At 70.3% G+C, this 25,142-nt stretch carries 28 protein-coding genes; 16 read left to right on the forward strand and 12 right to left on the reverse strand.

What is annotated here, in order from left to right; all coding sequences use genetic code 11:
• Positions 1–1,008, forward strand: a complete 1,008-nt coding sequence (locus CBQ26_RS15805) for an epimerase (protein WP_088249603.1) — start codon at positions 1–3, stop codon at positions 1,006–1,008.
• A gap of 21 nt (positions 1,009–1,029) precedes the next feature.
• Here the strand turns inward: CBQ26_RS15805 and CBQ26_RS15810 are convergent, their stop codons facing one another.
• Entirely contained in the window at positions 1,030–2,259 is a 1,230-nt protein-coding gene (locus CBQ26_RS15810; protein WP_088249605.1) for a hypothetical protein, read from the reverse strand.
• Between the two features lie 214 nt (positions 2,260–2,473).
• Here CBQ26_RS15810 and infA point away from each other — a divergent pair, with 214 nt between their 5' ends.
• The 7 genes from infA (at position 2,474) to rplQ (ending at position 5,888) form a co-directional block, all read left to right on the forward strand.
• Positions 2,474–2,716 carry a translation initiation factor IF-1 gene (gene infA / locus CBQ26_RS15815; RefSeq protein WP_019012076.1) on the forward strand — a complete coding sequence of 81 codons (243 nt, stop codon included), beginning with the start codon at positions 2,474–2,476 and terminating at the stop codon, positions 2,714–2,716.
• Positions 2,717–2,833: 117 nt separating this feature from the next.
• Positions 2,834–2,947 (forward strand): 50S ribosomal protein L36, encoded by a 114-nt coding sequence (gene rpmJ / locus CBQ26_RS15820; protein WP_019012075.1) that lies wholly within the window; start codon positions 2,834–2,836, stop codon positions 2,945–2,947.
• A gap of 2 nt (positions 2,948–2,949) precedes the next feature.
• Complete coding sequence (gene rpsM, locus CBQ26_RS15825) at positions 2,950–3,330, forward strand: 30S ribosomal protein S13 (protein WP_088249606.1); 381 nt, start codon at positions 2,950–2,952, stop codon at positions 3,328–3,330.
• Between the two features lie 3 nt (positions 3,331–3,333).
• The gene (gene rpsK, locus CBQ26_RS15830; RefSeq protein ID WP_046843186.1) at positions 3,334–3,729 is read left to right on the forward strand and encodes a 30S ribosomal protein S11; all 396 of its coding nucleotides are present in this window, start codon (positions 3,334–3,336) and stop codon (positions 3,727–3,729) included.
• A gap of 144 nt (positions 3,730–3,873) precedes the next feature.
• Positions 3,874–4,494, forward strand: coding sequence for a 30S ribosomal protein S4 (rpsD, locus tag CBQ26_RS15835; protein ID WP_055362796.1), 621 nt, complete (start codon positions 3,874–3,876; stop codon positions 4,492–4,494).
• 14 nt (positions 4,495–4,508) lie between these two features.
• On the forward strand, positions 4,509–5,510 hold the full coding sequence (locus CBQ26_RS15840; protein WP_088249607.1) for a DNA-directed RNA polymerase subunit alpha: 1,002 nt from the start codon (positions 4,509–4,511) through the stop codon (positions 5,508–5,510).
• Positions 5,511–5,537: 27 nt separating this feature from the next.
• Entirely contained in the window at positions 5,538–5,888 is a 351-nt protein-coding gene (rplQ, locus tag CBQ26_RS15845; RefSeq protein WP_055362798.1) for a 50S ribosomal protein L17, read from the forward strand.
• Positions 5,889–6,042: 154 nt separating this feature from the next.
• On the opposite strand, the gene CBQ26_RS15850 is transcribed toward rplQ, so the two are convergent.
• From CBQ26_RS15850 to CBQ26_RS15865, 4 genes are all read right to left on the reverse strand, one after another.
• Positions 6,043–7,182: an AI-2E family transporter gene (locus tag CBQ26_RS15850; protein WP_229843929.1), complete on the reverse strand. Its 1,140-nt coding sequence runs from the start codon at positions 7,180–7,182 to the stop codon at positions 6,043–6,045.
• Between the two features lie 228 nt (positions 7,183–7,410).
• The gene (locus CBQ26_RS15855; RefSeq protein ID WP_088249609.1) at positions 7,411–8,463 is read right to left on the reverse strand and encodes a RodZ domain-containing protein; all 1,053 of its coding nucleotides are present in this window, start codon (positions 8,461–8,463) and stop codon (positions 7,411–7,413) included.
• Positions 8,464–8,520: 57 nt separating this feature from the next.
• Positions 8,521–9,432, reverse strand: a complete 912-nt coding sequence (locus CBQ26_RS15860) for an ABC transporter permease (protein ID WP_088249611.1) — start codon at positions 9,430–9,432, stop codon at positions 8,521–8,523.
• The gene (locus CBQ26_RS15865) at positions 9,429–11,399 is read right to left on the reverse strand and encodes an ABC transporter permease (RefSeq protein ID WP_088249612.1); all 1,971 of its coding nucleotides are present in this window, start codon (positions 11,397–11,399) and stop codon (positions 9,429–9,431) included. Before CBQ26_RS15865 ends, CBQ26_RS15860 begins: the two co-directional genes overlap by 4 nt.
• 126 nt (positions 11,400–11,525) lie before the next feature.
• On the opposite strand from CBQ26_RS15865, the gene ndk reads away from it, so the two are divergent.
• Both ndk and CBQ26_RS15875 read left to right on the forward strand, forming a co-directional pair.
• The gene (ndk, locus tag CBQ26_RS15870; protein WP_055362801.1) at positions 11,526–11,942 is read left to right on the forward strand and encodes a nucleoside-diphosphate kinase; all 417 of its coding nucleotides are present in this window, start codon (positions 11,526–11,528) and stop codon (positions 11,940–11,942) included.
• A 159-nt stretch (positions 11,943–12,101) separates the two neighbouring features.
• Positions 12,102–13,133: a GGDEF domain-containing protein gene (locus CBQ26_RS15875; protein WP_244898059.1), complete on the forward strand. Its 1,032-nt coding sequence runs from the start codon at positions 12,102–12,104 to the stop codon at positions 13,131–13,133.
• 80 nt (positions 13,134–13,213) lie between these two features.
• On the opposite strand, the gene CBQ26_RS15880 is transcribed toward CBQ26_RS15875, so the two are convergent.
• Positions 13,214–13,726, reverse strand: a complete 513-nt coding sequence (locus tag CBQ26_RS15880; protein WP_088249613.1) for a hypothetical protein — start codon at positions 13,724–13,726, stop codon at positions 13,214–13,216.
• Between the two features lie 90 nt (positions 13,727–13,816).
• Between CBQ26_RS15880 and CBQ26_RS15885 the strand changes: the two genes are divergently transcribed.
• From CBQ26_RS15885 to CBQ26_RS15900, 4 genes are all read left to right on the forward strand, one after another.
• Positions 13,817–14,146: a hypothetical protein gene (locus CBQ26_RS15885; protein ID WP_088249615.1), complete on the forward strand. Its 330-nt coding sequence runs from the start codon at positions 13,817–13,819 to the stop codon at positions 14,144–14,146.
• 272 nt (positions 14,147–14,418) lie between these two features.
• Positions 14,419–15,195 carry a nitroreductase family protein gene (locus CBQ26_RS15890; protein ID WP_229843975.1) on the forward strand — a complete coding sequence of 259 codons (777 nt, stop codon included), beginning with the start codon at positions 14,419–14,421 and terminating at the stop codon, positions 15,193–15,195.
• A 114-nt stretch (positions 15,196–15,309) separates the two neighbouring features.
• Positions 15,310–16,206 (forward strand): aldo/keto reductase, encoded by an 897-nt coding sequence (locus tag CBQ26_RS15895; RefSeq protein ID WP_088249617.1) that lies wholly within the window; start codon positions 15,310–15,312, stop codon positions 16,204–16,206.
• Positions 16,207–16,347: 141 nt separating this feature from the next.
• Positions 16,348–17,412 carry a type III polyketide synthase gene (locus CBQ26_RS15900; protein ID WP_088249619.1) on the forward strand — a complete coding sequence of 355 codons (1,065 nt, stop codon included), beginning with the start codon at positions 16,348–16,350 and terminating at the stop codon, positions 17,410–17,412.
• A gap of 217 nt (positions 17,413–17,629) precedes the next feature.
• Here the strand turns inward: CBQ26_RS15900 and CBQ26_RS15905 are convergent, their stop codons facing one another.
• From CBQ26_RS15905 to CBQ26_RS15915, 3 genes are all read right to left on the reverse strand, one after another.
• A complete protein-coding gene (locus CBQ26_RS15905; protein ID WP_088249620.1) occupies positions 17,630–17,959 on the reverse strand; it encodes a hypothetical protein in 330 nt (109 codons plus the stop codon).
• A 119-nt stretch (positions 17,960–18,078) separates the two neighbouring features.
• Positions 18,079–19,995: a heavy metal translocating P-type ATPase gene (locus tag CBQ26_RS15910; RefSeq protein ID WP_229843932.1), complete on the reverse strand. Its 1,917-nt coding sequence runs from the start codon at positions 19,993–19,995 to the stop codon at positions 18,079–18,081.
• Positions 19,996–20,193: 198 nt separating this feature from the next.
• Positions 20,194–21,672: an NADP-dependent isocitrate dehydrogenase gene (locus CBQ26_RS15915; protein ID WP_088249622.1), complete on the reverse strand. Its 1,479-nt coding sequence runs from the start codon at positions 21,670–21,672 to the stop codon at positions 20,194–20,196.
• Positions 21,673–21,744: 72 nt separating this feature from the next.
• Here CBQ26_RS15915 and CBQ26_RS15920 point away from each other — a divergent pair, with 72 nt between their 5' ends.
• The gene (locus CBQ26_RS15920) at positions 21,745–22,023 is read left to right on the forward strand and encodes a helix-turn-helix transcriptional regulator (RefSeq protein WP_088249624.1); all 279 of its coding nucleotides are present in this window, start codon (positions 21,745–21,747) and stop codon (positions 22,021–22,023) included.
• Between the two features lie 72 nt (positions 22,024–22,095).
• Positions 22,096–22,785: an acetyltransferase gene (locus tag CBQ26_RS15925; RefSeq protein ID WP_172418128.1), complete on the forward strand. Its 690-nt coding sequence runs from the start codon at positions 22,096–22,098 to the stop codon at positions 22,783–22,785.
• A gap of 85 nt (positions 22,786–22,870) precedes the next feature.
• Here the strand turns inward: CBQ26_RS15925 and CBQ26_RS22015 are convergent, their stop codons facing one another.
• The 3 genes from CBQ26_RS22015 to CBQ26_RS15935 are packed head-to-tail and all read right to left on the reverse strand — an operon-like array spanning position 22,871 to position 24,982.
• On the reverse strand, positions 22,871–23,038 hold the full coding sequence (locus CBQ26_RS22015) for a hypothetical protein (RefSeq protein ID WP_172418129.1): 168 nt from the start codon (positions 23,036–23,038) through the stop codon (positions 22,871–22,873).
• Between the two features lie 46 nt (positions 23,039–23,084).
• Positions 23,085–24,092 carry a DinB family protein gene (locus CBQ26_RS15930; RefSeq protein ID WP_088249626.1) on the reverse strand — a complete coding sequence of 336 codons (1,008 nt, stop codon included), beginning with the start codon at positions 24,090–24,092 and terminating at the stop codon, positions 23,085–23,087.
• 32 nt (positions 24,093–24,124) lie between these two features.
• Positions 24,125–24,982, reverse strand: a complete 858-nt coding sequence (locus tag CBQ26_RS15935; RefSeq protein ID WP_088249627.1) for a hypothetical protein — start codon at positions 24,980–24,982, stop codon at positions 24,125–24,127.
• Positions 24,983–25,142: the final 160 nt, after the last annotated feature.

Here is a 25,142-nt window from a genome sequence, read left to right on the forward strand (position 1 = left end):
ATGACGCCCCGCCCCGACCTGAACCGCCCCGACCTGAACCGACTCGAACCGGTCCGATCCGACGCTGCGCCCCGCCTCGTGATTGCTGGCGGCAGTGGCTTCCTGGGGCGGGCCGTGGCGCGGCACTTCGCCGCGCAGGACTGGGACGTGGTGATCGTGTCGCGTTCGCGTCCGCCGGTGCCCACGCCGGGACGCTGGGTGGCCTGGGACGCGCTGCGTCAGGGCGGGTGGGTGCGGGAACTGGACGGCGCGGCGGCCCTGCTGAATCTGGCGGGCCGCACCGTCAACTGCCGGTACACCGCGCAGAACATGCTGGACATCTACACCTCGCGCCTGGACAGCACGCGGGCGCTGGGCCGCGCCATGGCGACCGTGGAGAGGCCCCCGGCCGTGTGGCTGAACAGTTCCACCGCAACCCTCTACCGCGACGCCCGCGACCGCCCGCAGGACGAGGATTCAGGCGAGCCGGGCGTGGGGTTCAGCGTGGACGTCGCCACCCGCTGGGAGGCCGCCCTGAACGAACTGAACCTGTCCCACACGCGCCGCGTGGCCCTGCGGACTGCCATGGTGTACGGCGTCGGCGCGGGCGGCGTGATGGAGACGACCGACCGGGTGGTGCGGCTGGGCGGGGCCGGGGCGATGGCCGGGGGTGGGCAGATGGTGTCCTGGATTCACGAGCGGGACTTCTGCAGCGCCGTGCAGTTCCTGATCGGGACGCCGCTATCAGGGGCCGTGAACGTGACCGCGCCGCAGCCCCTCCCGAACGCCGACTTCCTGCGCGCCTACCGGGGGGCGTGGGGAGTGCCGCTCGGCGTGCCCTCCACCGCGTTCCTGATCGGCCTGGGCGCCGCCGTCATGGATTCCGAGCCGGAACTGCTGCTCAAGAGCCGCTGGGTGGTTCCGGGGCGCCTGTTGCAGGCGGGCTTCACGTTCGAGCATCCCAGCTGGCCAGGGGCGATCCGTGATCTGGTCGGCGAGGCGCGCCGGGTGGGGCACGCCGCCCGCTGATCCGGTTTCCGGTCCTGCCGCTCAGGGCAGCCGGGCCGTCCAGCCGTCCGCGTCCGGGCGCACGGCATCGGCGGGGAGATCCACGGTCAGGCCGGGCGTGCGGATCTGCCAGCGACCTCCCTGCACGGTCGGGTGGGGCAGGGCGCGCAGCGTGACCTCCTGAACGTGGGGCAGTGTCGGGCCGCCGGTGCGGGCCGGATGGCCGAAGGTGCCCAGCTGGGCGTGCAGGTCGTCCGGCCCGGCGCCGCGCAGCTGAACGTGGCGGGCGTGCAGCAGGTCGCCGCCGGGCAGGACATGCAGGTTCATGGGGTCGAACCCGCAGACGCGCAGCGCGCCCCGCAGATGCAGGCGCGGCCCCGGCTGGGCCTGAAAGGCGTCCAGCTGAGCCTGAAGCTGCGCGGCGTGGGTGGCGGCCGCCTGGTGCGCGGCGGCCTGCAGGTCGGGGTGCGGCGCGGCGGGTCGCGGGGGGCCGGTGCGTTCGAGCAGCAGGTCGGCCAGCGGCTGCCCGTCCAGCACCGCCTGTTGCCAGAGCGGTTGCCGGTCCGGTGCGTGGCGGTCCAGCAGGTGTGCCAGGGCCGCGCCACTGCCGTACGCCCAGCGGCGTGGCCCCAGGCCCGGAGCGGCGGCCGCTGCCAGCGCCGGGAACTGGCGCAGGAACCGGGTTTCCACGTAGGTGGCCAGCCCTTCCCTGGTTTCCATCCGCGCCTCGAAGGTACGCTGCGTGTCGGTCAGCAGGGCGTGGCGCTGCCCGCGCCAGAACAGCGCCTGCCGGGCCGGAGCGGTCCAGTCGGGTTCATGCAGGGCGCGGCGCAGGCAGCGGGTCTCCTCGGCGCGGGCGTGCAGGATGTCCGCGTGGGCCGGGTAGGTCAGGGCGTCCAGTTCGTTCACCTCCCACGCGGCCGAGGGCGTGGCGTGCTGGTAGACGTGAAAAGCCTCGTGGACCAGGATGGCGGCCAGGGTCCGGGCGTCCGGTTCGCCCAGGCTAGGCAGCAGCACGCCCGCCGCCCAGCGGCCGTCTTCCAGTGGCAGCGCGGTGTTGGCGTTCAGGTCCGGGTGGCGGCCGGGCCAGCGCCACCCCGGCGCCTGTGCGGTCCAGTCCGGTCCGGGGGGCGGGCCGCCGGACTGGTGCAGCCAGGTGTGGGTGCCGTCGAAGGTCAGCAGGGGGGTGCGCTGCGGCGTGAAGCCGGGCCACAGGGCCGGAGCCTGCGCGACCCGTGCCAGCGCGGCGGACAGGGTGGCCGGGGGCTGCATGAGGTCCAGCGTGCCATGCCGGCCGGGGCAGGGGAGGGGCAGATGGGCGACCAGGGCCGGCCCGCTGCTCCCGTCCCGGATAGCCGAACGAGTGTCGGGGGTGGTCTGACAGGCCCGCTTAACCCGTGGGCGGATGCTTGCCGTTTCGCGGGGGTGCGTGATACCTTTACGTTTGGCTTGTATCAAGCCTGGAGGTTGCGTGGCGAGACGAAAAATGCCGGAACAGCGGGAAAAGCGTAAGAAGGAAGAGTCCGATACCGTGCGGGCCGAGGGCGTCGTGGAGGAAGCACTTCCGAACACGACCTTCCGCGTGAAGCTCGATACAGGACACGATCTCCTGGCTTACATCAGCGGCAAGATGCGCATTCACTACATCCGCATCCTGCCCGGTGACCGTGTGGTTCTGGAAATCAGTCCGTACGACACGTCGCGCGGACGCATCGTCTACCGCAAGTAAGCCCGAAGGCAGAAGTACCCACAGATTCCCCGCCTGCCAGAGGTGGGAGGGGGGTCGAGCGCTGCCAGTCAGCCGCCCACGATGGGGCGCGCAGACGCGGCTGCGCGAGGAGGAAGCATGAAAGTTCGTAGCAGTGTCAAAAAGATGTGCGACAACTGCAAGGTGATCCGCCGCCACGGGCGCGTTCTGGTCATCTGCACCAACGTCAAGCACAAGCAGAGGCAGGGTTAAGCATGGCGCGTATTGCTGGCGTTGACCTGCCCCGCGAAAAGCGCGTCGAAATCGCGCTCACCTACATCTACGGCATCGGCCTGACCCGCTCCAAGGAAATCCTGGCGACCACCGGCATCAACCCGGACACCCGCGTCAAGACCCTCAGCGAAGCGGAACAGAGCACCCTGCGTGACGCCATCGAAAAGACCTACAAGGTCGAAGGCGACCTGCGCAGCGAAGTCGGTCAGAACATCAAGCGTCTGATGGACATCGGCGCCTACCGTGGCCTGCGTCACCGCCGCGGCCTGCCCGTGCGCGGCCAGCGCACCAAGACGAACGCCCGTACCCGCAAGGGGCCGCGCAAGACCGTCGCCGGTAAGAAGAAAGCGACGAGGAAGTAAGCCATGGCGAAGAGTACCAAAGGCAAGACCCCGCGCCGCGCCCGGCGCAACATCAGCGCTGGCCGCGCGTACGTGCACGCCAGCTACAACAACACCATCGTCACCATCACTGACCTCGACGGCAACTCCGTTGCCTGGAGCAGTGGCGGCACGATCGGCTACAAAGGCAGCAAGAAGGGCACGCCCTACGCCGCCCAGCTGGCCGCCGCCGACGCCGTGAAGAAAGCGCAGCAGACCTTCGGCATGAACATCGTCGACGTGATCGTGCGCGGCTCCGGCTCCGGCCGCGAGCAGGCCATCCGCGCCATCCAGGCGTCGGGCATCGAAGTGAAGTCCATCATGGACGACACCCCCGTGCCCCACAACGGCTGCCGCCCCAAGAAGAAGTTCCGCGCCTAAAGCGCACGCGCGCGCCCACCTGCCCCGCCTCCACCGCTCACCTCACGGTGACGTAAGCCTCACCACAGGCGACGGAGGCGGGCAACAGAGGGCCGCAGACCCGGCCGCACTTCACAGAAGTCGCGCCGCAAGGAGAGTTAAGACATGGGTCGTTTCCGTGGTTCCATCACCAAACAGAGCCGCCGCGAAGGCATCAACCTCGCGGAGACCGAAAAAGTCCAGAAGTACCTGGACCGCCGTCCCTACGCGCCCGGCCAGCACGGTCAGCGCCGTGGCCGTGGTCGCCCCAGCGACTACAGCGTCCGACTGCGTGAAAAGCAGAAACTCGCCCGCCTGTACGGCATGGGCGAGAAGCAGTTCCGTAACCTCTTCGAGGAAGCGGCCAACGTTCCCGGCGTGACCGGCACCGTGTTCCTGCAGCTGCTGGAACGCCGCCTGGACAACGTCGTCTTCCGCATGGGCTTCGCCAGCACCCGCCGGCAGGCCCGTCAGTTCGTCGGCCACGGTCACATCCTGGTCAACGGCAAGAAGGTCGACATCGCCAGCTACCGCGTCAAGATCGGCGACGAGATCAGCGTGTCCGAACTCGGCCGCAAGATCGGTTTCATCCAGGAAAACATGGAAGCGCAGAAGCGCCGCCGCGTGAGCCCCTGGGTCGAACTGGACGCCGAGAACTTCAAGGGCACCTTCTCCCGCCTCCCCGCGCGTGAAGACCTCGCCCTGCCCATCAACGAGAACTTCATCATCGAGTACTACTCGCGCTAAATCAGGAGGCCCCAGTGGATCAAAAGCGCCCTCAACTCAAGGCCCGCGTGGACGGCGATTACGGCGAGTTCGTCCTGGAACCGCTCACGCGCGGTTACGGCGTCACCATCGGGAACCCCATCCGGCGCATCCTGATGTCCTCGATCCCCGGCACGGCTGTCACCAGCGTGTACATCGAGGACGTCCTGCACGAGTTCTCCACGATTCCTGGCGTTAAGGAAGACGTGATCCAGATGATCCTGAACCTAAAGGAGCTCGTCGTGAAATTCCACGCGAGCGGCCCCAAGACCCTGACCCTGCGTGCGCAGGGCGAAGGCGTCGTGCGGGCCAGCGCCTTCGAGGTCCCCAGCGACGCGGAGATCGTCAACCCCGACCTGGTGATTGCCAACCTCGCCGAGGACGGCAAACTGGTCATGGAAGTGCGTGTCGAAGAAGGCGAAGGCTACGTTCCCGCCGACAAGCACGCCACCAAGGACCGCATCAACTCCATTCCGGTGGACGCCATGTTCTCCCCGGTGCGCCGCGTGGCGTACCACGTCGAGAACACCCGCGTCGGTCAGCAGACCGACCTGGACCGCCTGATCCTGCGCGTCTGGACCGACGGCAGCGTCAGCCCCCAGGACGCGCTCGACAAGGGCGTGGAGATCCTCCGCGATGAACTCACGGTGTTCGGCAACGTGGAAACCCTCCCCGCCGCCGCCCCCGAGTACCAGCAGCCGGTCTACACCCCCGCGCCCGCCGCGCCGAACGTGTACGACCTGCCCCCCCAGACCTCCTCGCTGAACCTGAACCCCGGCGATTACCCCGCCGAGATGGACTCACCCCGCGTGACCCTCGAAGGGCTGGGTCTGACGACCCGCGTGCTGCACTCCCTCAAGGAAGAAGGCATCGACAGCGTGGACGCCCTGTGCGCCCTCTCCGACCGCGACCTGAAAAAGGTCCCCGGTATCGGCGAGCGCAGCCTGGACGAAATCAAGCAGCAACTCGCCCAGTTCGGCCTCGCCCTGCGCGACTGAGCCGACTGACCCCAAAGGAGATACACCATGCGTCACGGTAAATCCGGTCGCAAGCTCAACCGCAACAGCAGCGCCCGCACCGCCCTGGCCCGCGCCCAGGCGACGGCCCTGCTGCGTGAAGGTCGCATCCAGACGACCCTCACCAAGGCCAAGGAGCTTCGCCCCTACGTCGAGAAACTGATCACCACCGCCAAGGGCGGCGACCTGCACGCCCGCCGTCTGGTGGCCCGCGACATCCACGACAACGACGTGCTGCGTAAGGTCATGGACGAAGTGGCCCCCAAGTACGCCGAGCGTCCCGGTGGCTACACCCGCATCCTGCGCGTCGGCACCCGCCGCGGTGACGGCGTCACCATGGCCCTGATCGAACTCGTCTGATTCAAGGACCTGTCCGAACGAACCCCGCCCCAGTGGCGGGGTTTCGTATTACCGGCCCGGCCTGCCCGCTGGCACGGTCAGCCGGTAGAAATAAAACAGCAGGGCCAGGAGAGCGACCTCCTGGCCCTGCGCGTGTGTGGTCGGCCGGGCCTCTCTAGGGGCCTTCGGTATAGATGCGGCTGGGGAAGTAGTAGCGCTGCATCAGCAGTTTGCCCAGCGCCACGGTCGGCACGGCCAGCAGCGCGCCCGTGAAGCCCAGCAGGCCCACGCCCACCAGGATGGCGACCAGCACGGTGACCGGGTGCAGGTCGGTGGTCCTGGAGAGAATGTAGGGGCTCAGGAAGTTCCCCTCGATCTGGTTGGCGATGACGAACACGCCGATCACCAGCAGGATCTTGATCAGCGCGCCCGGCAGGGTCAGGGCCAGCAGGATCGCCGGGAGCGCCCCGATGATCGGCCCCAGGTACGGCACGATGTTGAACGCGCCCGCCAGGAACCCGATGGCGGCGGCGCTGGGAATCCCGATGGCACTCAGGCCCAGCCACACGACCACCCCGATGAACGTGGCGATCACCAGTTGCCCGCGCACGTACCCGCCGACCGCCGTGCCGATCAGGTCGCTGACCTCCAGCACGCGCGGCTGCCAGGGGCGCGGGAACAGGCCCAGCAGCGTGGCGTTCACGCGGCTGTAGTCCAGCATCAGGTAGATGCTCAGCAGCAGGATCAGCAGCAGCTGCCCCACCACCCCCCCGATGGACAGCAGCCCGCTGAGGATCGACCCGGTGGAACTCAGGCCGCGTTGCAGGATCGGCATCAGGTTCTCCCCGAGGTTCTGCACGTACTTCTGCGCGGCCTCGATCAGCTGCGCGCGGGTGTCGCCCAGTCCGGGGATGCCCAGTCCGCTGAGCCAGCTGGTCAGGCGGTCCAGGGTGTCGCCCAGCGTCCCGATCTGATCCGGGAGTTTCTGAAGTAGCGTGATCAGCTGCGCCGACACGGTTGCCAGCAGCACGCCCGCCAGTCCCAGCAGCGCCATGAAGGCCAGCACCACGAAGAACACCCCCAGGCCGCGTTTCACCCGGCCGCGCTCCAGCCAGTTCAGCAGCGGATTGGCGAGGTAGGCGATCAGGAACGCCACCGTGAAATTCACGAGGACCGAGCGGACCTGCCCGGCCAGCCGGTACAGCAGGTAGGCGGCCAGCGCGAAGACCGCCAGGCGAACCCAGGGGTGACGCCAGGCGTACTGGAAGGCGTTCAGGTGGTTCCGGTCCGGACGGGGGGGAGGAGAGGTGGTCACGTTGCTCACACTGTACGGCACGGGACCCGTCGGGGCCGGCCCACGGCCGCGTCTGCAGTGGCGGTACCCACGGGCGGGCCGACAGGCGGAGGCAGACGAAACCCGGCCTGAATTCGGGCCGGGCGGGTCGTGCGCTCAGGTGAGGCGGGTGATACGGACTGCCGTTTGTTTCGCCAACAATCCGGAGCCCGTTAAGGGTCCTTACCGCACCTTCAACCGGAGTCCGGATCAGAAGGTGCGGGTCACGACCTGACCGGCCTGCCCGAGCGGGGCGGGCGCGGCGCCGTTCACTCCGACCCGGACGGCTCCGGCGTTCCCGGTGCGGATGGTCACGCCCTGCGGGAAGCCCTTGACGGTCCCGGCGGGTGGGGTGCCCTGGTACAGCACGCGGCCCGCCGCGTCGGTCACGCGGGTCCACGAGGCGCCGCTGAAGGTGACGTTCACGGCCTGCGCGGCAGCGGGTGGGGTCGTCGCCGGCGGAGTGGTCGCGGGTGTGGTCGGCGTGGGTGCCGTCGGCGTGGGCGTCGTGGCGGCGGGGGTGGTCTGGGCCGCGGCGGCGGCAGCAGCGGCGCGCGCCGCGCGGGCGGCGTTCACGTCCACCAGGACGCTGCTCTGCCCGGTCGGCCGCAGTTGCGCGCTCAGGTTGCGGCTGCGGCTCAGGTCCACCGTCTCCTTCAGGGACGCGCGGCCGGGAGCTTCCACGCGCAGCTGCGCGTTGCGGCGCGCGTCGACCGGGAACGACCGGACGGGCGTCACGCCCAGGTCGCGGTTGTCCAGGTACACGCGCGCGCCGGTCGGAACGCTGCTCACGCTCAGGCGGACGGTCGTGACCGGCGCCGGGGTGGGTTCGGGCGTCACGGCCGGCGTGACCGCCGCCGGGGCGGGCGCGGGTTTCAGGGCGCCGAGGGCGTAGTACCCGCCGGCGCCGAGGATGATCAAGCCGGTCGCCACGCCCGCCAGCAGGGCCGGGTTCAGGCCCCGGCCGCCCGCGCCCGCCTTCCGGCCGGGCCGGGCCGCCGGGCCGCGCAGCGACTGCGTCATTTCCGCCGAGGCGGGCACGCTGCGGTCGAAGTCGGCCAGCAGCGGCGCCGGGTCCAGGCTGAGTTCGCGGGCGTAGCGTTGCAGGTACGAGCGGGCGAAGGTGCGTTCGGGCAGCAGGCTGGTGTTGCCGTCCTCGAGCGCGCGGAGGTAATCCCCACGGATCTTGGTGCGCAGGGCCACGTCCTGCGTGGAGAGCCCCTGGGATTCACGGGCCTGTTTCAGCGCGGCGCCAAAGCTCATATCCGTTACCCTACACGTTTCCGGGCGGGTGTGCCGGCGTTGAACGAGACAACGACCTCAGCCGTCATACGGGGTGCCCAGGGCCTTGGGCGCGCGGCTGCGGCCCGTGAAGATCAGCGCGATGATGGTGATCAGGTACGGCAGCGCCTGCACCAGCGTGGACGGCAGCAGGTTCTGCCCGTCGAGGGTGATGCTCATGGCCTGTAGCAGTCCGAACAGCAGGGTCGCGGCCAGCACGCCCAGCGGTTTCCACTGCCCGAAGATCAGCGCGGCCAGCGCGATGAAGCCGCCTCCGGCACTGATGTTCCGCACGTACGAGTCCAGGTTCCCGATGCTCAGGAACACCCCGGCCGTGCCGGCCAGCACGCCGGACAGGATCACGGCGCTGTAGCGCATGCGGCGCACGTTCACGCCCATGCTGGCGGCCGCGCCCGGCTGCTCGCCGGTGGCGCGCAGGCGCAGGCCGTACGGCGTGCGGTACATCACGTACCACGCGGCGGCCACGGCCAGGAACGCGAAGTACACGGGCGGCGAGAACTTCAGGTCCCCGATGCCCCACAGCGGCAGGGCGTTCTCGACCTTGGGGCTCTCGTTCGACACGCCGTACAGCGCGGTCAGCAGGACCGCCGGGACGCCCGTGGCGAGCAGGTTGATGGCCGTGCCGCTGATCACCTGATTGGCGCGGTACTTGATGGACACCACCGCGTGAATCCAGGCGATCAGGCCGCCGACCAGCATGCCGGCCAGCCAGCCCACCCAGGGCGCGGCGGCGCCCAGCGAGGGTTCCAGCAGTTTGGTGGACACCGCGCCGGCCAGCGCCCCGAAGATGATCAGGCCGTCCAGGGCGATGTTCACGACGCCGCTGCGTTCGCTGAACAGGCCGCCCAGCGCGGTCAGCAGCAGGGGCACGACAGAGCGGATGAAGGTGACCAGGAAGGCGGTCGTGAACAGTTGCTCGAGAAGATTCATTTGTCACCGTCCCGGTGATGCTCGGGGTTCTGACCGACGTTGGGGAGGGGCGTGCTGCGTTCCAGGTGCGCGGCCGAGGTGCCGTCCAGGGAGGGCGCGCCGGGCCCGGCCTTCGCGGAGGCCAGCAGCGCGGGGGGCGGCGGGTCGGTCACGCGGCGGCTCAGGAACCCGCCGGCCGCGATGAACAGCACGATCAGGGCCTTGAGGACCGTCACGATGTCGCGGTTGATGGTGTCGAGTTTCTGGTCCACGTCGATGCCGCCCGTGTCGATGGTGCCGAACAGCACGCTGGCGGCGACCACGCCGGCCGGGGTGCTCTGGCCCATCAGGGCCACCGCGATGCCGTCGAAGCCGACGTTCACGGGCATGTTGCCTTTCAGGCGGTACTCGTCGAGCGCGCCGCCGTTCACGTAGTGCGTGCCGGCCAGACCCGCGAACATCCCGGCGATGGTCATGGCCAGGATCGTGCCGCGCGCCACGCTGATCCCGCCGTACTCGGCGGCCTTGGGCGACAGGCCCACGGCGCGCAGGGCGTAGCCGGTCGCGGTGCGCCACATCAGCAGCCCGAACAGCGCCGCGCACACGAGCGCGATCAGGAACGCGCCGTTCAGCTGGCTGCCGGTCACGCTGACCGGAATGCCGATCTGCCACGTCAGGGCGCCCAGGATCAGCGCGGCGGCCGCGGCGATCAGGGAGCGGTTCTTCTGGCGGCGCAGCGCGAGCCGCAGCCCGAAGAACGCGGCCGTGGCGACCAGCAGACCGATGCTGACGGCGACCGCGCCGTTCTGCCCGACGTTCAGGACACTCAGGAGCGGGCGCAGCTGCGCGGCCTCCTGCAACTCCTGACTGCGCGGCTCGAAGCCCTCGGCCTTGAAGGGCAGCGAGTACTCACGGCCCAGGAACGGGAACTTGTCGTTGCCGATCATGAAGATGAAGATGGCGGACGCCACGTAGTTCAGCATGATCGTGTTGATGACCTCGCTGGACCCGAAGCGCGCCTTCAGGATGCCTGGAATGGCGCCCCACAGCGCGCCACCCAGCGCGGCGGCCAGCACGGAGAGCGGCAGCAGCGCCCAGCCCAGGCTGGCCGGGGCGTACACGCCCACCAGCATCGCGCCGATGGCGCCCATGGTCAGCTGGCCCGGCGCGCCGATGTTGAACAGGCCCGTGCGGAACGCGAAGGCCACGCTCAGACCCGTGAAGATCAGGGGCGTGGCGAGCTTCAGGCTGTCCAGCAGCGGGTTCAGGGCCGTGAGCGGCGCGAACAGCGTGGAGTACACGAAGTACACCATGTCGGCCTTGGCCAGCCAGCCGCTCCAGAGGCTCAGGGCCGCGCCGCTCTGGTTCACGGCGGGCTGCACGATCAGGACGACCAGCGCGCCCACCAGGATCGCCAGGCCGATGGCGGCGGTCGGGACCAGCAGGCCGCGCATGCGGTTGAACGTCTGCCACCACCAGTCGCGGGCACTCAGGCCGGCGCCGGCGGCGATCAGGCCTGCCAGGACCGGCAGGAACAGGCCGAGGTTCATGCCGGCGCTGGCGTAGTAGTTGCGCAGCTGGCGTTTGGCGCCGGGCCGCAGGGCGCTGTCGGCCATGACGCGCGCCGTCTGCTCGTCGATGCTGTTGCCGAGCGTCACGACGGCTGTGACGGCCAGGACCGAACCGATCAGGCCGGTGATCCAGAACCAGTTCTGGCGGCGCAGCGCCCCGACGAGCGTGGCGACCATCATGGCGAGGGTCGCCCAGGCGAGCGCGACGATGGTGCCGGTGGGCGGCAGCGGCGCCTCCTGGTTGGCCGAGAGGTTCATGACCGAACCGCTCAGGTGCAGCAGCACGGCGTCCGCGCTGAAACCGCGGCCCAGGGTGGCCAGTGGGGCGAGGAGCATCCCCGCGACCGCGACCGCGCAGGCGATCAGCGCGACGCGGGAAGCGTCCCCGGAGGGGCGAGAGTGAGAAACGTGGGTCACCGGAGCATTGTACGTGGTCCAGACATGCCGTGAAGGCCCCCACCTGAAGTGTGCGGGGCGGTCGCCGGGGGTAGCGGGCGCAGGGGCGTTGTGTCCACCCCGCCGCCTGCTATTCTCGGGAACGCTATGGAACGTACTTTTGCCATGATCAAACCCGACGGCGTCCGCCGTGGCCTGACTCCTGAAATCCTGGCGCGCATCCAGCGCAAGGGCTACCGCGTCGTGGGCCTCAAGCAGATGGTCATCCCCCGCGAGACCGCCGAGGCGCACTACGGCGAGCACAAGGAGCGTCCCTTCTTCGGCGAGCTGGTGGACTTCATCACGGGCGGCCCGGTCGTCGCCATCGCCCTGGAAGGCGAGAACGCCATCGCCGGCTGGCGCGGCATGATGGGCGCGACCAACCCCGCGAGCGCCGCGCCCGGCACCATCCGCGCCGACTTCGCCACCAGCATGGGCGAGAACGTCACGCACGGCAGCGACAGCAGCGAGAGCGCCGCGCGTGAACTCGCGCTGTTCTTCGCGGACGGCGAACTGCTCGCCTGAACCGACTTCCGCGACGCGCGCCCCGGCTGGTCTGAACTGGTCGGGGCGCCGTTCATGCAGGGGTGGCAGGGAGCAGCCGCGTCCGCCTGACCCCTGTCCCGCCTGCCCCGCCCGCACCCCGTTCCGCCCTCTGCCGCCCGCCGGAGACGCCGCCCGCCCATGACCTCCCTGCCGCAACGACTTCAGCGCAGCCGCCTGCTGGCGGTGTGCATCGCCAGCAGCGCCTACGTGCTGTACGCCCTGCTGACCGCCCTGATCGACCCGCCCGGTCCGTTTCCCTCCGCGTACCAGACGCCCAAGTACTGGGCGACGCTGGTGCCGCTGGTGACCGTGATCGGCACGTTGATCTGGCCTCACCGGCTGCGCGGCATCTACGCGTTCAGCACGGTCGGGTACCTGCTGGTCGCCGTGGCCGAGATTCCACGCGCCGTCGCCTGGGGCGACATGCCCATGCACCTGACGCTGTGGCTGATGCTGAACGTCCTCGTGTCGTATCTGGTGTTCGGCTCCAGGATCGGGACGGCCGTGAACGTGATCAGCGTGGTCGGCATGATCGTCACGGTGATCGGCAGTGGCCCGGTGGACCCGCCGAACCTGGTGGACTGGGTGACGGCCAGCCTCGCCATCGGTACGACCGGCCTGCTGGCGTACCTGCTCACGGCGTTCATCGAGCAGAACCTCGACGAGCACCGCGAGGACACCCGCCGCCTGCGGGCCGCGCGGCTGGACGCCCTGACCGAGGTGTACGGGCGCGGCGCGGCCGAGGAGGAGTTCGAGCGGGCGCTGCACACCGCGCAGCGGACCGGCACGCCCCTGAGCATCGTCGTGACCGACATCGACCACTTCAAACGCGTGAACGACGAGCGCGGCCACGCCGCCGGCGACGACGTGCTGCGCGCCTTCGGTAAACGCCTGCGCCGCAGCGTGAGCGGCGGGGGCGGCGTCGTGGGCCGCTGGGGCGGCGAGGAATTCCTCGTGCTGCTGCCCGGCGTCGCCCGCACCGACGCGCACGCCATCGCCGAGCGGCTGCGGCAGGAGGTCGCCAGCGAGAAGGTCGCGGGGCTGCCCGTCACCGCCAGTTTCGGCGTCGCCAGTTACCGGGCCGGGCAGGACGACACCGCGACCCTGTTCGGCCGCGCCGACAGCGCCCTGTACGAGGCCAAACGCGCCGGCCGCAACACCGTGCGCTGAACGGGCCGCTGCTCACAGGCAGGGTAGCGGGTTCCGGCAGCGGGACCGCGCCCGTTCCGGGTGGTGACCAACCAGCCGGATCAGGGGGCCGGCTGGAACGCGCCCAGGAATTCCGGTTCAACCTGCGTGGCGTAGCTGCGCGTCAGGATCTTCAGGTCGGAGCCGCGCGTCAGGATCAGCGTGTCGCGCAGGCGTGACGCCGCGCCGGGCCGTAACCCCTCGCCCTGCGCGGTCCTCACGGCGCGGGCGTCGGCGCCCGCCACGTCCCGCGCCGTGAAGCCCGGCTGCGTGATCTCCAGCATCCAGGTCATGGGGCGCGCGTCACTGTCGTACTGGATGACGACCCGCCGGGCGTCCAGCGGCACCCGGTCCTCCCACACGGCGCGGCGCAGGCCGCCCGGCACCCGCGCCTTCTGCGTGGACTGCACGTCGAACGCGCCGGTCGCCATGAACAGCACCTGCCCCACCAGGTCCCCCTGGCCGTCCGCGCGGCCCCCCCCGGACCCGGCGCTGTCCGGGTCGGGCCGGCAGCCGGTCAGGACAAGGGCGCACAGCGCGGCGGACAGCAGGGCGGCGGGAGCAGAGGCGCGCATGACCCTGACCGTACACCCGCCCGCGCGGGTCATCTGTCACGCGCCCCGCCTTCCCTCCAATGCGCGCCCACTCCGCTATGGTGACCGGGTATGACGCCGCACCAGCTGACGCTCCTGGTCACGGGCGCCCTCCTGACGGTCCTGCTGGGCCTGGGCCTGAGCCTGCAACTGGGCTGGCGGGGCGTGAGGCGCCGCGTTCACCACCTGCTGTTCTTTCTGGTGAGCGCCGGCACGCTGCTGGCCGCCGCGCTGGCGTGGCGGGACGGGGCGCGCGCCTGGGCGCTGCTGCCCGCCCTGGCCCTGCTGCTGAGCATGCCCCGCACCCGGCCCGGCCGGGCCGACCACTGGCAGCGGGCGCTGCTGGGGGCCGCCGCGTTCCTGTGCGGCGCGCTGGTCGCGTGGGGCGTGCCGGGCCGCTGAGGCCGGGTGCTCTGATACGGACTGCCGTTTGTTTCGCCGACAATCCGGAACTTCACCGGATTGTCGGCTCCACGTCCGGAGGGGCGTTTCTCTCCTGCTCTGCGGAGCAGCTCTACGAGTCGCATCCGCTCGGATTGAATGGGCCGCCAAGCCCATTCAATCGGAGTCCGTATAAGCTGACCCGCATGAGCTCCTCCGACCTGACCCCAGAAGCGGCCGTTCAGGGTGCCCTGCAACGCCTGCCCGCGCCGGACGCCGCCCTGATTCGCGGCATGCTGAACCGCCGCACCACGAACGGGCCGTTCCGTCCGGATCCGGTCAGCCGCGAGCACCAGCACGTCCTGATGCGCGCCGCGCAGGCCGCGCCCAGTCACTTCAACTCTCAGCCGTGGCGCTTCGTGCTGATCGAGAACCCCGACACCATCGCCCGCGTCGCGCAGATCAGCGGCGAGAGCATGACCGAACTGATCGAGGCGGGCGTGTTCTTCGAACGCTACCGCCGCTACTTCCGCTTCAGCGAAACCGAGATGGACGAGCGGCGCGACGGCATCCACATCGACCACCTGCCCGGCCCGCTGCGGCCCTTCACGCGCCAGATCTTCAGTGACACGGGCCTGAAGGTCATGCGGCAACTCGGCGTGCCGAAAAAACTCGGCGAGGACAACCGCCGCCTCGTGGCCGGCAGTCCGCTGCTGCTGGCGGCGCTGCTGGACCGCGAGGAGTACCGCCCCGGCGAACTGAGCGGGTTTTACAGCGTGTTCGGTCTGGGCGCCGCCGTCGAGAACATCTGGAACGCCGTGGGGGCGCTCGGCATGGGCATTCAGTTCGTCAGTACGCCCATGGAGATCCCCCGGCAGTGGCGGGCGATCGAGGAGCTGCTGCGCGTGCCGCCGCAGCTGGAACTGATGGCCGTGTACCGCCTGGGGTACCTGCCGCCCGAGCAGGCGCGGCCCAGCATCGACTGGAGCAGCCGTCACCGCAAACGCCTGTCGCAGTTCGTGTCCCGCGACACCTGCGACGTGCCGGAACCGGACGACGCGGGCCACTGACCCCGCCCGGCCGCGCCCCCGACCGGACCACCGGAATCCTTCATGATCTCTTAGCGTGACTGCCACACGGCGTCCCGACGGGCGGCGCAGAATGCCTCCCTGGAGGGCATCACCATGACTGAATCCACACCCAACGCCGCGCAGAGCGGCACGTTCAGGATCGGCGGGGACATCAGCGTCAACCGCCTGGGCTTCGGCGCGATGCGCGTCACGGGCGACGGAGTCTGGGGCGACCCGGCCGACCGTGAGGGCGCGCTGGCCACGCTGCGCCGCCTGCCGGAACTCGGCGTGAACCTGATCGACACCGCCGACAGTTACGGCCCGGCCGTCAGCGAGGAACTGATCCGCGAGGCGCTGCACCCCTACGATACGGTCGTGATCGCCACCAAGGGCGGCCTGACCCGCACCGGCCCGAACGTGTGGCCGCCCGTGGGCCGCCCCGAGTACCTCAAGCAGCAGGCGCACCTGTCGCGCCGCCGCCTGGGCGTGGACCGCATCGACCTGTGGCAGCTGCACCGCATCGACCCGAAAGTGCCGCGCGACGAGCAGTTCGCCGCCATCAAGGAACTGATGGACGAGGGCGTCATCCGGCACGCCGGGCTGTCCGAGGTCACCGTCGAGGAGATCGAGGCGGCCCGCCGGGTGTTCCCGGTGGCGACCGTGCAGAACCTGTACAACCTCGTGAACCGCAAGAGCGAGGACGTGCTGGACTATTGCGAACGCGAGAACATCGGGTTCATGCCCTGGTACCCGCTGGCCGCCGGTGGACTGGCCCGCGACGGCAGCGTGCTGGCCGACGTGGCTGCCCGCCTGAACGCCAGCCCGTCGCAGGTGGCGCTGGCGTGGGTGCTGCGCCGCAGCCCCGTCATGCTGCCCATTCCCGGCACCGGCAAGGTCCGTCACCTCGAGGAGAACGTGGCGGCCGCCGAGCTGACCCTGACCGACGAGGACTTCCGCGCGCTCGACGAGGTCGGGAAGCAGGAGTGGGCCAGCCAGTCCAGACCCGACTGAAACCGCTCCCGTCGCACAGGGGGCGGGCCGGCCGCGGACGCCACCCCTGGCGACCTGTCTGAAGGTCCGGCCAAGCCCAACGGCGGCCGGAAGGGGGAAGGGGCACGGTCTGGGGGCGCGCGGGCGCGGCAGAATGCCCGCATGTCCGTTCCTGCTCTTCCGGCCCTCCGTTCCCTGGTGACGGGTACGCCGCCGCACCTGACCGCGCAGTCCGACGTGCAGGCGGCGGCCCGCACCCTCTTTCCCCGCATGGCGGCCCGCCCCGGCCTGCTGGACGTGTTCGTCAATGCGCAGATCGACTCGCGGGCGCTGGCGCGCCCGCTGGAGTGGTACCTGACGCCTCGGGGCTTCGGGGAGAAGAACGCCGTCTTCATCGAGGAAGCCCGCGCCCTGACCCGCCGGCTGGCGGCGCAGGCCCTCGCGGAGGCGCAGGTGGCCCCGCAGGACGTGGACGCCGTGGTCGTCGTGAACACCAGCGGCCTGAGCACCCCCAGCCTGGACGCGGACCTGATCGGCGCGCTCGGCCTGAACCGTCACGCGGCCCGCGTGCCCGTCTGGGGGCTGGGCTGCGCGGGCGGCGCGGCCGGACTGGCCCGCGCGGCCGACCTGGTCCGCGCGGGGTTCCGGCGGGTACTGTTCGTGGCGGTGGAGCTGTGCAGCCTGACGCTGGTGCGGGGCGACGAGTCCAGCAGTAACTTCGTGGGCACGGCCCTGTTCGCCGACGGGGGCGCGGCGCTCGTGCTGACCGCCCCGGACGTGCCGGGACCGCCCGCGCTGGCGCACCTGCACGGCGCGTACTCCACCCTGATCGAGAACAGCGAGGACATCATGGGCTGGGACGTCGTGGACGACGGCCTGAAGGTCCGGTTCAGCCGAGACATTCCCACCCTGGTGCGCGGCATGATGCGCGGCAACGTGGAAGAAGCCCTGCGCGCGCACGGCTGGTCACGCGCGGACGTGGGGACGTTCGTGGTGCATCCGGGCGGCGTGAAGGTCCTGGCCGCCTACGAGGAGGCGCTGTCCCTGCCGGCCGGGGCGCTGGATTCCAGTCGCCGGGTGCTGCGGCAGTACGGCAACATGAGCAGCGTGACCGTGCTGTTCGTCCTGGCCGGGGCGCTGCAGGACGGACAGCGGGGCCGCGCCCTGCTGAGCGCCATGGGACCGGGCTTCAGCGCCGAGCACGTCCTGCTGAGCTTCCCAGGCTGACGGCAGGCGGGGGCCGACCTCCACCGGAGAACGGCCCCGCGGCTGCGTCGGCGGGAGGATCATACGGACTCCGATTGAATGGGCTGTAAAGCCCGTTCAATCCGAGCGAAGCGACTCGTAGAGCTGCTCCGCAGAGTGGGAGCAACACGGGTTCCGGACGTGGAGCTGGCAGGGGCGGTGAAGTTCCGGATTGTCGGCGAAATAAACGGAATCCGTATCAGCTGCCCTCGTTGCCGTCCACGGTCCTGTCGGGGTGGGTGGCGGCGCCGCTGGCGGGCAGGCCGTCCTTCATGCCGCCGTAGGTGCTGGGGTTGGCGTCCTGGCCGGTGTTGTCGGCGGCGCGGGGGTCGGTGGTGCTGCTGACCTGCCCGGCCGGCGAGGTGCTGTCACCGGCGTCCGCGTTCGCGTCGCTGACGCCCGTGTACTGGCCCTCGGTGGCGGCGTCGCCGGCGTTCTTGGGCGTGCCGGTGTTCCACTGCCCCTGATCGTTGATGGTGTCCTGCGAGACGTTGGCGTTCGCCTGACCGTTCGGGTTGCCTTCTCCCATGTCGTGCCTCCTGGTGCCCGCTGCCGGGCGACGTGCGTGTGGTGCCTTCCAGGGTAAGCGGCGTGTGCGGGCGGCCGGGTGGGGGAGACTTCACGCGCCCTTGGGACCTGCCCGCCGCGCTACAGCCGGCGGCCCAGCAGGCGCAGGCCCATGAACACCACGAACACCGTGCCGCCCTCGTGCGCGATGACGCCCAGCGGGAGCGGCACCTTGCCCGCCACGGCGAGCGGCGCGACGATCAGGATCACCCCGAACGCGAACAGCAGGTTCGTGATCACGGTGCGCCGCGCGTCGCGGGCCAGCCGGACGGCGCCCGCCAGTTTCCCGAGGTCGCTGCGCATCAGGACCACGTCCGCGCTCTCGATGGCGACGTCCGTGCCCGAGGCGACCGCCACGCCCAGGTCCGCGCGGGCCAGGGCGGGCGCGTCGTTCACGCCGTCCCCGACCATGGCGACCGGGCCGGGCAGCTCGCCGATCAGGCGCAGCTTGTCCTCGGGCAGCAGACCCGCGCGGTACTCGCTCAGGCCCACCTCGGCGGCGACGCTGCGGGCCACCTCCTCGCGGTCCCCGGTCAGCATGACGCGGTGCGTGACGCCGCTGGCCTTCAGGGCGTCCAGCGCGGGGCGGATGTCGGGCCGCAGGGCGTCCGCGACGCCCATCACGCCCAGCACCTGCCCGCCGACGCCCACGATCACGCTGCTGCTGCCGCGCGCGCCCAGCTCACTCAGGGCCGCTTGCTGCGCGGCGTCCAGTCTTGCACCCTGCCGGTCCGCGAGGCGGACGTTCCCCGCCCACGCGACCTGCCCGTCCGGCAGGCGCGCCTCGATGCCGTGACCGGGAATCGCCTGCGCGTCCGTGACGGCCTGCGGGGTCACGCCACGTTCCTGGGCGGCCGTGACGATGGCCTGCGCGATGGGGTGCTCGCTGTGCGCCTCCAGTCCGGCGGCCAGGGCCAGCGTGGCCTGCTCGTCGTCCGCGACGACGCCGCCCAGCGTCATGCGCGCCTGGGTCAGCGTGCCGGTCTTGTCGAACGCGACGGTCCCCACGCCCGCCAGGGCTTCCACGGCGGCGCTGCTCTTGAACAGCACCCCGGCGCGCGCGGCGGCCGCCATGGCCGAGAGCATCACGGCCGGGGTGCTGATCACGACCGCGCAGGGACTGGCGACCACCATGAACGTCATGGCGCGGTACCACGCGTCGTCCACGTTCAGGCCGAAGCCGAAGCGCAGCAGGGCGTACACGGCAGGCACGGCCAGCAGGACCGTCATGGCGTACGGGCTCTCCCAGCGTTCGGTCAGGCTCTCGGTGCGGCTCTTCTGCGTCTGCGCCTGCTCCATCAGCGTGACCAGCCGCGCCAGGGTGCTCTCGCCGGCGGGGCGCAGCACCTCGGCCTGCACGCTGCCGTTCAGGTTCACGGTGCCGGACGCCAGCTCCGCGCCCGGCGCCTTGTCCACCGGGGCGCTCTCGCCCGTGATGGGGCTCTCGTCCACGCTCGTCTGCCCCCGTACGATCCGCGCGTCGGCGGCGACCCGCTCGCCGGGCCGCACGATCAGCAGGTCCCCGATGCGGATGTCGCCCAGTTCGCACCATTTCTCCTGCCCGCCGCGCAGCACGGTCGCGCCCTCCGGGTTCAGGTTCATCAGGGCCTGGACGGCGCTGGACGTGCGGCCCATCGCCCAGTCCTGCAGGGTGTTGCTCAGGCTGAACAGAAAGAGGAGGATCGCGCCGTCTGCCGCCTGCCCGATGCTCGCCGCGCCCAGGGCCGCGAGGACCATCAGCAGGTCCACGTCCAGCTTGCGTTCCACGAACAGCGAGTGCAGCGCCTCGCGCCCGGCGGGAATGCCGCCCGCCAGGAACGCCGTGACGTACCCCGCCCACTGCAGGGCCGGGAGGTGCAGGAGGTACTGCCCGGTCAGGCCCACGAGCAGGCCAGCCAGGGTCAGGGCAGTGAGGATGACGGCGCGGCGCAGCTCCGGCGACATCGTGAAGCGCGGCTCTCGGCGGTCGCGCGGGGTGGTGAGGGTCTGGGTGGTCACGGGGGGCCTCCGGGGTGGGGGAGAGGGGCGACCCTCCTTAATAGGAAGGATTCTCAATAAGAGGATTCTACTCCCCCCGCCCCCCGAACTCAACGCAGAACACCCACCGGAATGCTCGGTAATCCCAGCCGCCCAACGGAGGAAGGCCGCCCCCTCCCACGCGGGAAGAAGGCGGCCCCCCGTCAGAGTGTCTGCCTGCTACTGCCCCTGCCCCATCGAGAAGCCCGGCACGCCGTCGAAGGTGTACAGGTGCTCGGTCTTGATGAAATCCAGCCCGCTGCCCAGCAGACCCGTCAGCAGCGCCACCACGTCCGCGTGCCGCACCGACCCGTCCCCGTCCGCCAGGAAACGGCAGCGCCAGTGGTCCGCGCGGAACGTCTCCGGCTGCCCGCCCGGCCAGACCTTCACGCCCCGGTTCGTGATCATGTTCAGCCGCAGCCGCCCGGTCGCCAGCGCCTCCAGCCGCGCCGCCAGCACCGCCGGATCACGGTCCGCCTCGGCCCACTCGAAGAACACATCCGTGCCCACCAGGGCCTTCACCACGTCCCGACGGTCCGGCTGCGGCGCGGGCGCCGGCAGCTGCCCCGGCCCCCGGCGCGCGGCGGGCAGCACCTGCGGCTCCTGCCCCAGCCGGGCGATCACGGCGTCCGCGAACCCGCGCGTCCCGACCCGCTCGCGGGTGTGTTCCCCCGCGATGTCGGCGGTGTGCACGCCATCCTCCAGGGCGCGCAGCCACGCGTTCTGCACCCGCATCGCCACGTCGTGCTGCCCCAGGTGCCCCAGCATCATGACCGCCGCCTGCAGCAGCCCGCCGGGGTTCGCGACGTTCTGCCCGGCGATGTCCGGCGCGCTGCCGTGAATCGCCTCGAACAGCGCGAAGCTCGGGCCGATGTTCGCACTGCCCGCCAGTCCCACCGAGCCCGTCACCTCGGCCGCTACGTCACTGATGATGTCCCCGTACAGGTTCAGGGTCACCACGACGTCGTACCGTTCTGGGTGGGTCGCCAGCCGCGCCGTGCCGATGTCGATGATCTGGTGCTCCTGTTCGAGGTCCGGGTACTCGGCGCCGATCTCACGGAACACCTGATGGAACAGGCCGTCCGTGAGCTTCATGATGTTGTCCTTGCTCAGCGCCGTCACCTTGCGCCGCCCGTGCGCGCGGGCGTACTCGAAGGCGTAGCGCACGATCCGCTCGCAGCCGTCCCGCGTGACGAGCTTCAGGCACTGCACGACCTCGCGCGTCTGGCGGTGCTCGATGCCGGCGTACAGGTCCTCCTCGTTCTCGCGGATGATCACCACGTCCGTCCCCGCGTGGTGGCTGGGCACGAACGGCGCGTAGGCGCGGCACGGGTGGACGTTCGCGTACAGGCCGAGCGTCTTGCGCAGCGTGACGTTCAGGCTCTTGTATCCGCCGCCCTGCGGGGTGGTGATGGGCGCCTTGAGCAGCACGCCCGCCGCACGCAGGGTGTCCCAGGTGTCCGGCGTGAAGCCGCTGGTGTGGCCCTCGCGGTACACGGCCTCGCCGATGCGGATCGGGACGGGCTGGATGCGCGCCCCGGCGGCAGCCAGGATCCGCAGGGTGGCGTCCATGATTTCGGGGCCGATGCCGTCCCCGTGGGCGACGGCGACGGTGGTGAGGGGGGTGGTGTGGGCAGGGTGCAGGGTGGGGTGCGTCATGACTCCTCCAGAAGAGCGAAATCTAATACGCGAAAAGTATGTCGTATATCATGTGCTAAGGTCAAGCCACCCATGACCACGCCCGCCCCGTGGACCTTCCTCACCAACCACACCCACGTCCTGCTGTGCCTCCAGCAGCACCCCGGCGACACCCTCCGCGAAGTCGCCCTGCGCGTCGGCATCACCGAACGCGCCGTACAACGCATCGTCCGCGACCTCGAAGACGCCGGCGTCCTCACCCGCGAACGCCAGGGCCGCCGCAACACCTACCGCATCCAGCCCAGCACCCCCCTGCGCCACCCCCTCGAAGCGCATCACACCGTCGGCGAACTCCTCGACCTGCTGCGCTAGGCAGGGGAGGCGCTGAAGACTGAACCCAGTCCAATGACAGGCCGGGACCATCCACCGTCCTACAATCCCGCCATGAGTCAAGAGAGCACGACCCAGTCCCGCCGCCTCGCCATCATCGGAACAGGTGGACTCGCCCGAGAACTGCATGAACTCGTGGAGGACATCAATGCCGCAGGCACCACCACCACCTGGGAGATCGCGGGCTGGCTGGACGGCAACGCCGCCACGCACGGCACAACGGTCCACGACCTTCCCGTCCTGGGTGACGTTGACTGGCTCCAGGCCAACCCCGACGTGTATGTCACCGTAGGTATCGGCGCTCCCCCCACGCGTCGGCGTGTGGTAGAGCGCCTCCGAGGACTGGGGCACACGCGGTTCGCCACCCTGATCCACCCCACTGCCGTCATCGGACGCCGTGTCGAGATCGGTGAGGGTACCGTCATCTGCGCAAACGTCACGACGACCACCGACTACCGCATCGGACAGCACGTCCTGATCAACATCATGGCCACCGTCGCTCACGACGACGATCTGCACGACTTCGTGACCATCGCCCCCAGCGCCGTGATCAGCGGGAACGTTACCATCGGCGAGGGCACCGACCTGGGCACGAACGCCACCGTGAACCAGGGCGTCGAGATCGGGGCCTGGACCATCGTCGGCTCGGGGGCCGTCGTCACGAAATCCCTCCCCGCCAACTGCACCGCCGTGGGTGCCCCGGCCAAACCCATCAAGGAACGCCCGGAGGGCTGGCACCTCTGACCGGGACGCAGGGTGTGCTGTCAGCCTCAGCGTGGACCTGAACCCCACTGGTCCTCTCCCCTCAGCCGGGCCGCGCCACCAGCCCTCACGACCGCTTCTGCTCCTGCGCCTCGGCCTGCATCTCCAGCATCACCAGCGCGACCAGGGGCAGCGCAACCGGCTGCACAATCGCCCGTACGAAGCCCAGCTGCCCAGCGACGGTCTGCCGCTCACTGCCCGCCTCGGCCATCAGTCGCAGGAACCACCCGGTCACACGACCAGAATTCAGAGGCCGCGCACCCCAGCCGAGCAACACCGCCTCACCCGTACAGACCGCGCAGCCGATCAGCAACGTCAGTGCCAGCAGCCAGAACGGGATCGCCAGATACGGGTAATCGGTCGCCATGACAGCGCCAAAAAGCGACATGAACGCCAGCGTCGCGCCACTGTAGAACAGCGTGAACAACACGCCCAGAGTGATCAGAAGATTGCGCCACATGGCCGAAGTGTAGGCAGGAATGCCCCGGTGGACGTCCGCACATGGGGAAACTCAGCCGGGCCACCCGCGTCACGGTCAGGTCCAGCTCTCCGAAGTCCCGGCGCACGCGGTAGGTGCTGCTGATACCCGGCGCGGCGCCCAGCCGCAGTTCGTGGAACAGTGTGTCGCGCACGTCCACCCCGTCGATGGCGACGATCTCATCCCCGCCGCGCAGGCCTGCCTGTTCGGCCGGGCTGCCCTCATGCACCATGCGGCAGCGCACGCCGAGCCCGTCCCGCAGCGGCTCCAGCCACGCGCCGGTCGTTCCCAGCCCCTGGTGACCCGGCTGGTGCCGACGCAGCAGGCGCAGCTGCCCACGGTGGTTGATCTCGTCCTCGAAGACGTGGAACCACATAAAGTGCCGGTTGCCTGTATCCCCCCACAGCGGCAGCGGTTCGTCCAGCCACGCGTCGTCCCGCGCGGCGAGCAGGGCCAGCGTCCCGGCGCGCACCTGTGCCAGTGCCTCCAGGTAGTGCCGCAGGGGCCGCCCCCGGATCTCGGCGCGGCCCTGCTGGCCGAGGTTCAGGCCCGGCCAGTGGTGGGCTTCCAGCGCGCCGTCCGGGTCCGGGTGCCCGTCACTGATCAGCTGGTAGATGCGTTCCACGGCCGCCATGTGGGCCAGCAGCATTCCGGCGCTGTTGGCGTGCCCGTCCGGGATCAGGTCCAGTTCCTCCGGCGTCCAGCCCTGCACGGCCTCCAGTGTCGTCTCGCGCGCGTAGGTCATCATGCCGACCAGTCGGGCGATCATGGGCGTGAAACCGGACTGGTCGGTCAGCAGGGTGGAAGGCATGCCCGCAGCATACGGGCCGCCTCCGCGCGGCGTTACTTCAGTTCGGCGGCGAGGTTCAGCACGGCCTTCTTCAGGGTGACGGCCCCGGCCCCGGCAGAGAGGACCTCGCCGGTGCCCCCGTCCACGATGCGGGCGACGGCACGCGCGGCGCCGCTGCCGTCGGGTTCCACGGTGATTTCCAGCCGCTGCCCGTGGCTCAGGTTCTGCGCGGCGGTGTTCAGCACCCAGTCGGCCCAGTTGATCTTCTCGGCCTGCGGGGCGTTCGCTTTCGCCTCCTGCTTCTCGCGGTACGCCTGGGTCTTCTGGTCCACGTGCGTGCGGATGACCTCGAAGCGTTCGGGGTTGCTCAGGGTGTCGAAGGGCACCTCGTCACCGCTGTCGGGGTGGTGGACGAGTGCGTCGGGCTGCATCTTCTTCACGACGCTGGCCATGATGCGGACCTCGGCGGCGGGCACGTCCCAGGGCAGGTCGGCCTCGCCGTCCACCTCGCCCTCCGCTTCGGGCTGGGTGTCGGGCGCGGCGGCCTCGACGAGGCGGGCGATCACGCGCTGCTGTTCGGGTTCCAGTTCCTCGATGACCTTCGCGGCGGCGCGGTACGAGCGGGCCTGCGCCTCGTTCTTCGGCTGGATGCCCAGCGGTTCCAGCACCCTGGCCACGTCCGCCGCGTCGATCAGGCGTCCGGCCTGCGGGGCGGTGAAGCCCCAGCGGTCCTGCAGGTACGCCTCGAAGGAGTCGTGCGTGGCGAGGAAGAATTCGTTGTCGCGGATCTCGGACAGGGCCTGTCCGGTCCGTCGGAAGTCGCGCAGGCCGTCGCGGACGGTCTGTTCCAGCGAAGAGAGGCGGGCACGTTCGTGCGGTTGAAGCTGGGTGGGGGGGGTGGCGTCGCTCATGCAGGGGAACCTCGCAGGGGGGGAGAATGCCCGTGAACGATACCAGAGCCGTCCCCTGCCGGACGCCTCCGCACAGGAGCTGTTGTCCCTGTAGGGGTAACGACTCTGGAAGCTGCGTGCCTGCCCCGGTAACGCCCACTCAGACACCCTTCACGTATGA

Origin of the sequence: Deinococcus indicus (assembly GCF_002198095.1) — a bacterium.
GTDB lineage: Bacteria > Deinococcota > Deinococci > Deinococcales > Deinococcaceae > Deinococcus > Deinococcus caeni.

Excerpts from the sequence above, each read along its gene's own strand:
- CBQ26_RS15930 (WP_088249626.1), bottom strand. The coding sequence starts at position 24,092 with ATGCCTTCCACCCTGCTGACCGACCAGTCCGGTTTCACGCCCATGATC.
- CBQ26_RS15855 (WP_088249609.1), bottom strand. The coding sequence starts at position 8,463 with ATGAGCTTTGGCGCCGCGCTGAAACAGGCCCGTGAATCCCAGGGGCTC.
- CBQ26_RS15905 (WP_088249620.1), bottom strand. The coding sequence starts at position 17,959 with ATGGGAGAAGGCAACCCGAACGGTCAGGCGAACGCCAACGTCTCGCAG.
- CBQ26_RS15920 (WP_088249624.1), top strand. The coding sequence starts at position 21,745 with ATGACCACGCCCGCCCCGTGGACCTTCCTCACCAACCACACCCACGTC.
- rpsD (WP_055362796.1), top strand. The coding sequence starts at position 3,874 with ATGGGTCGTTTCCGTGGTTCCATCACCAAACAGAGCCGCCGCGAAGGC.
- rpmJ (WP_019012075.1), top strand. The coding sequence starts at position 2,834 with ATGAAAGTTCGTAGCAGTGTCAAAAAGATGTGCGACAACTGCAAGGTG.
- CBQ26_RS15880 (WP_088249613.1), bottom strand. The coding sequence starts at position 13,726 with ATGCGCGCCTCTGCTCCCGCCGCCCTGCTGTCCGCCGCGCTGTGCGCC.
- CBQ26_RS15810 (WP_088249605.1), bottom strand. The coding sequence starts at position 2,259 with ATGCAGCCCCCGGCCACCCTGTCCGCCGCGCTGGCACGGGTCGCGCAG.
- CBQ26_RS15895 (WP_088249617.1), top strand. The coding sequence starts at position 15,310 with ATGACTGAATCCACACCCAACGCCGCGCAGAGCGGCACGTTCAGGATC.
- CBQ26_RS15925 (WP_172418128.1), top strand. The coding sequence starts at position 22,096 with ATGAGTCAAGAGAGCACGACCCAGTCCCGCCGCCTCGCCATCATCGGA.
- CBQ26_RS15885 (WP_088249615.1), top strand. The coding sequence starts at position 13,817 with ATGACGCCGCACCAGCTGACGCTCCTGGTCACGGGCGCCCTCCTGACG.
- rpsM (WP_088249606.1), top strand. The coding sequence starts at position 2,950 with ATGGCGCGTATTGCTGGCGTTGACCTGCCCCGCGAAAAGCGCGTCGAA.
- rplQ (WP_055362798.1), top strand. The coding sequence starts at position 5,538 with ATGCGTCACGGTAAATCCGGTCGCAAGCTCAACCGCAACAGCAGCGCC.
- ndk (WP_055362801.1), top strand. The coding sequence starts at position 11,526 with ATGGAACGTACTTTTGCCATGATCAAACCCGACGGCGTCCGCCGTGGC.
- CBQ26_RS15890 (WP_229843975.1), top strand. The coding sequence starts at position 14,419 with ATGCTGAACCGCCGCACCACGAACGGGCCGTTCCGTCCGGATCCGGTC.
- CBQ26_RS15860 (WP_088249611.1), bottom strand. The coding sequence starts at position 9,432 with ATGAATCTTCTCGAGCAACTGTTCACGACCGCCTTCCTGGTCACCTTC.
- CBQ26_RS15900 (WP_088249619.1), top strand. The coding sequence starts at position 16,348 with ATGTCCGTTCCTGCTCTTCCGGCCCTCCGTTCCCTGGTGACGGGTACG.
- rpsK (WP_046843186.1), top strand. The coding sequence starts at position 3,334 with ATGGCGAAGAGTACCAAAGGCAAGACCCCGCGCCGCGCCCGGCGCAAC.
- CBQ26_RS15875 (WP_244898059.1), top strand. The coding sequence starts at position 12,102 with ATGACCTCCCTGCCGCAACGACTTCAGCGCAGCCGCCTGCTGGCGGTG.
- CBQ26_RS15805 (WP_088249603.1), top strand. The coding sequence starts at position 1 with ATGACGCCCCGCCCCGACCTGAACCGCCCCGACCTGAACCGACTCGAA.
- infA (WP_019012076.1), top strand. The coding sequence starts at position 2,474 with ATGCCGGAACAGCGGGAAAAGCGTAAGAAGGAAGAGTCCGATACCGTG.
- CBQ26_RS15915 (WP_088249622.1), bottom strand. The coding sequence starts at position 21,672 with ATGACGCACCCCACCCTGCACCCTGCCCACACCACCCCCCTCACCACC.
- CBQ26_RS15935 (WP_088249627.1), bottom strand. The coding sequence starts at position 24,982 with ATGAGCGACGCCACCCCCCCCACCCAGCTTCAACCGCACGAACGTGCC.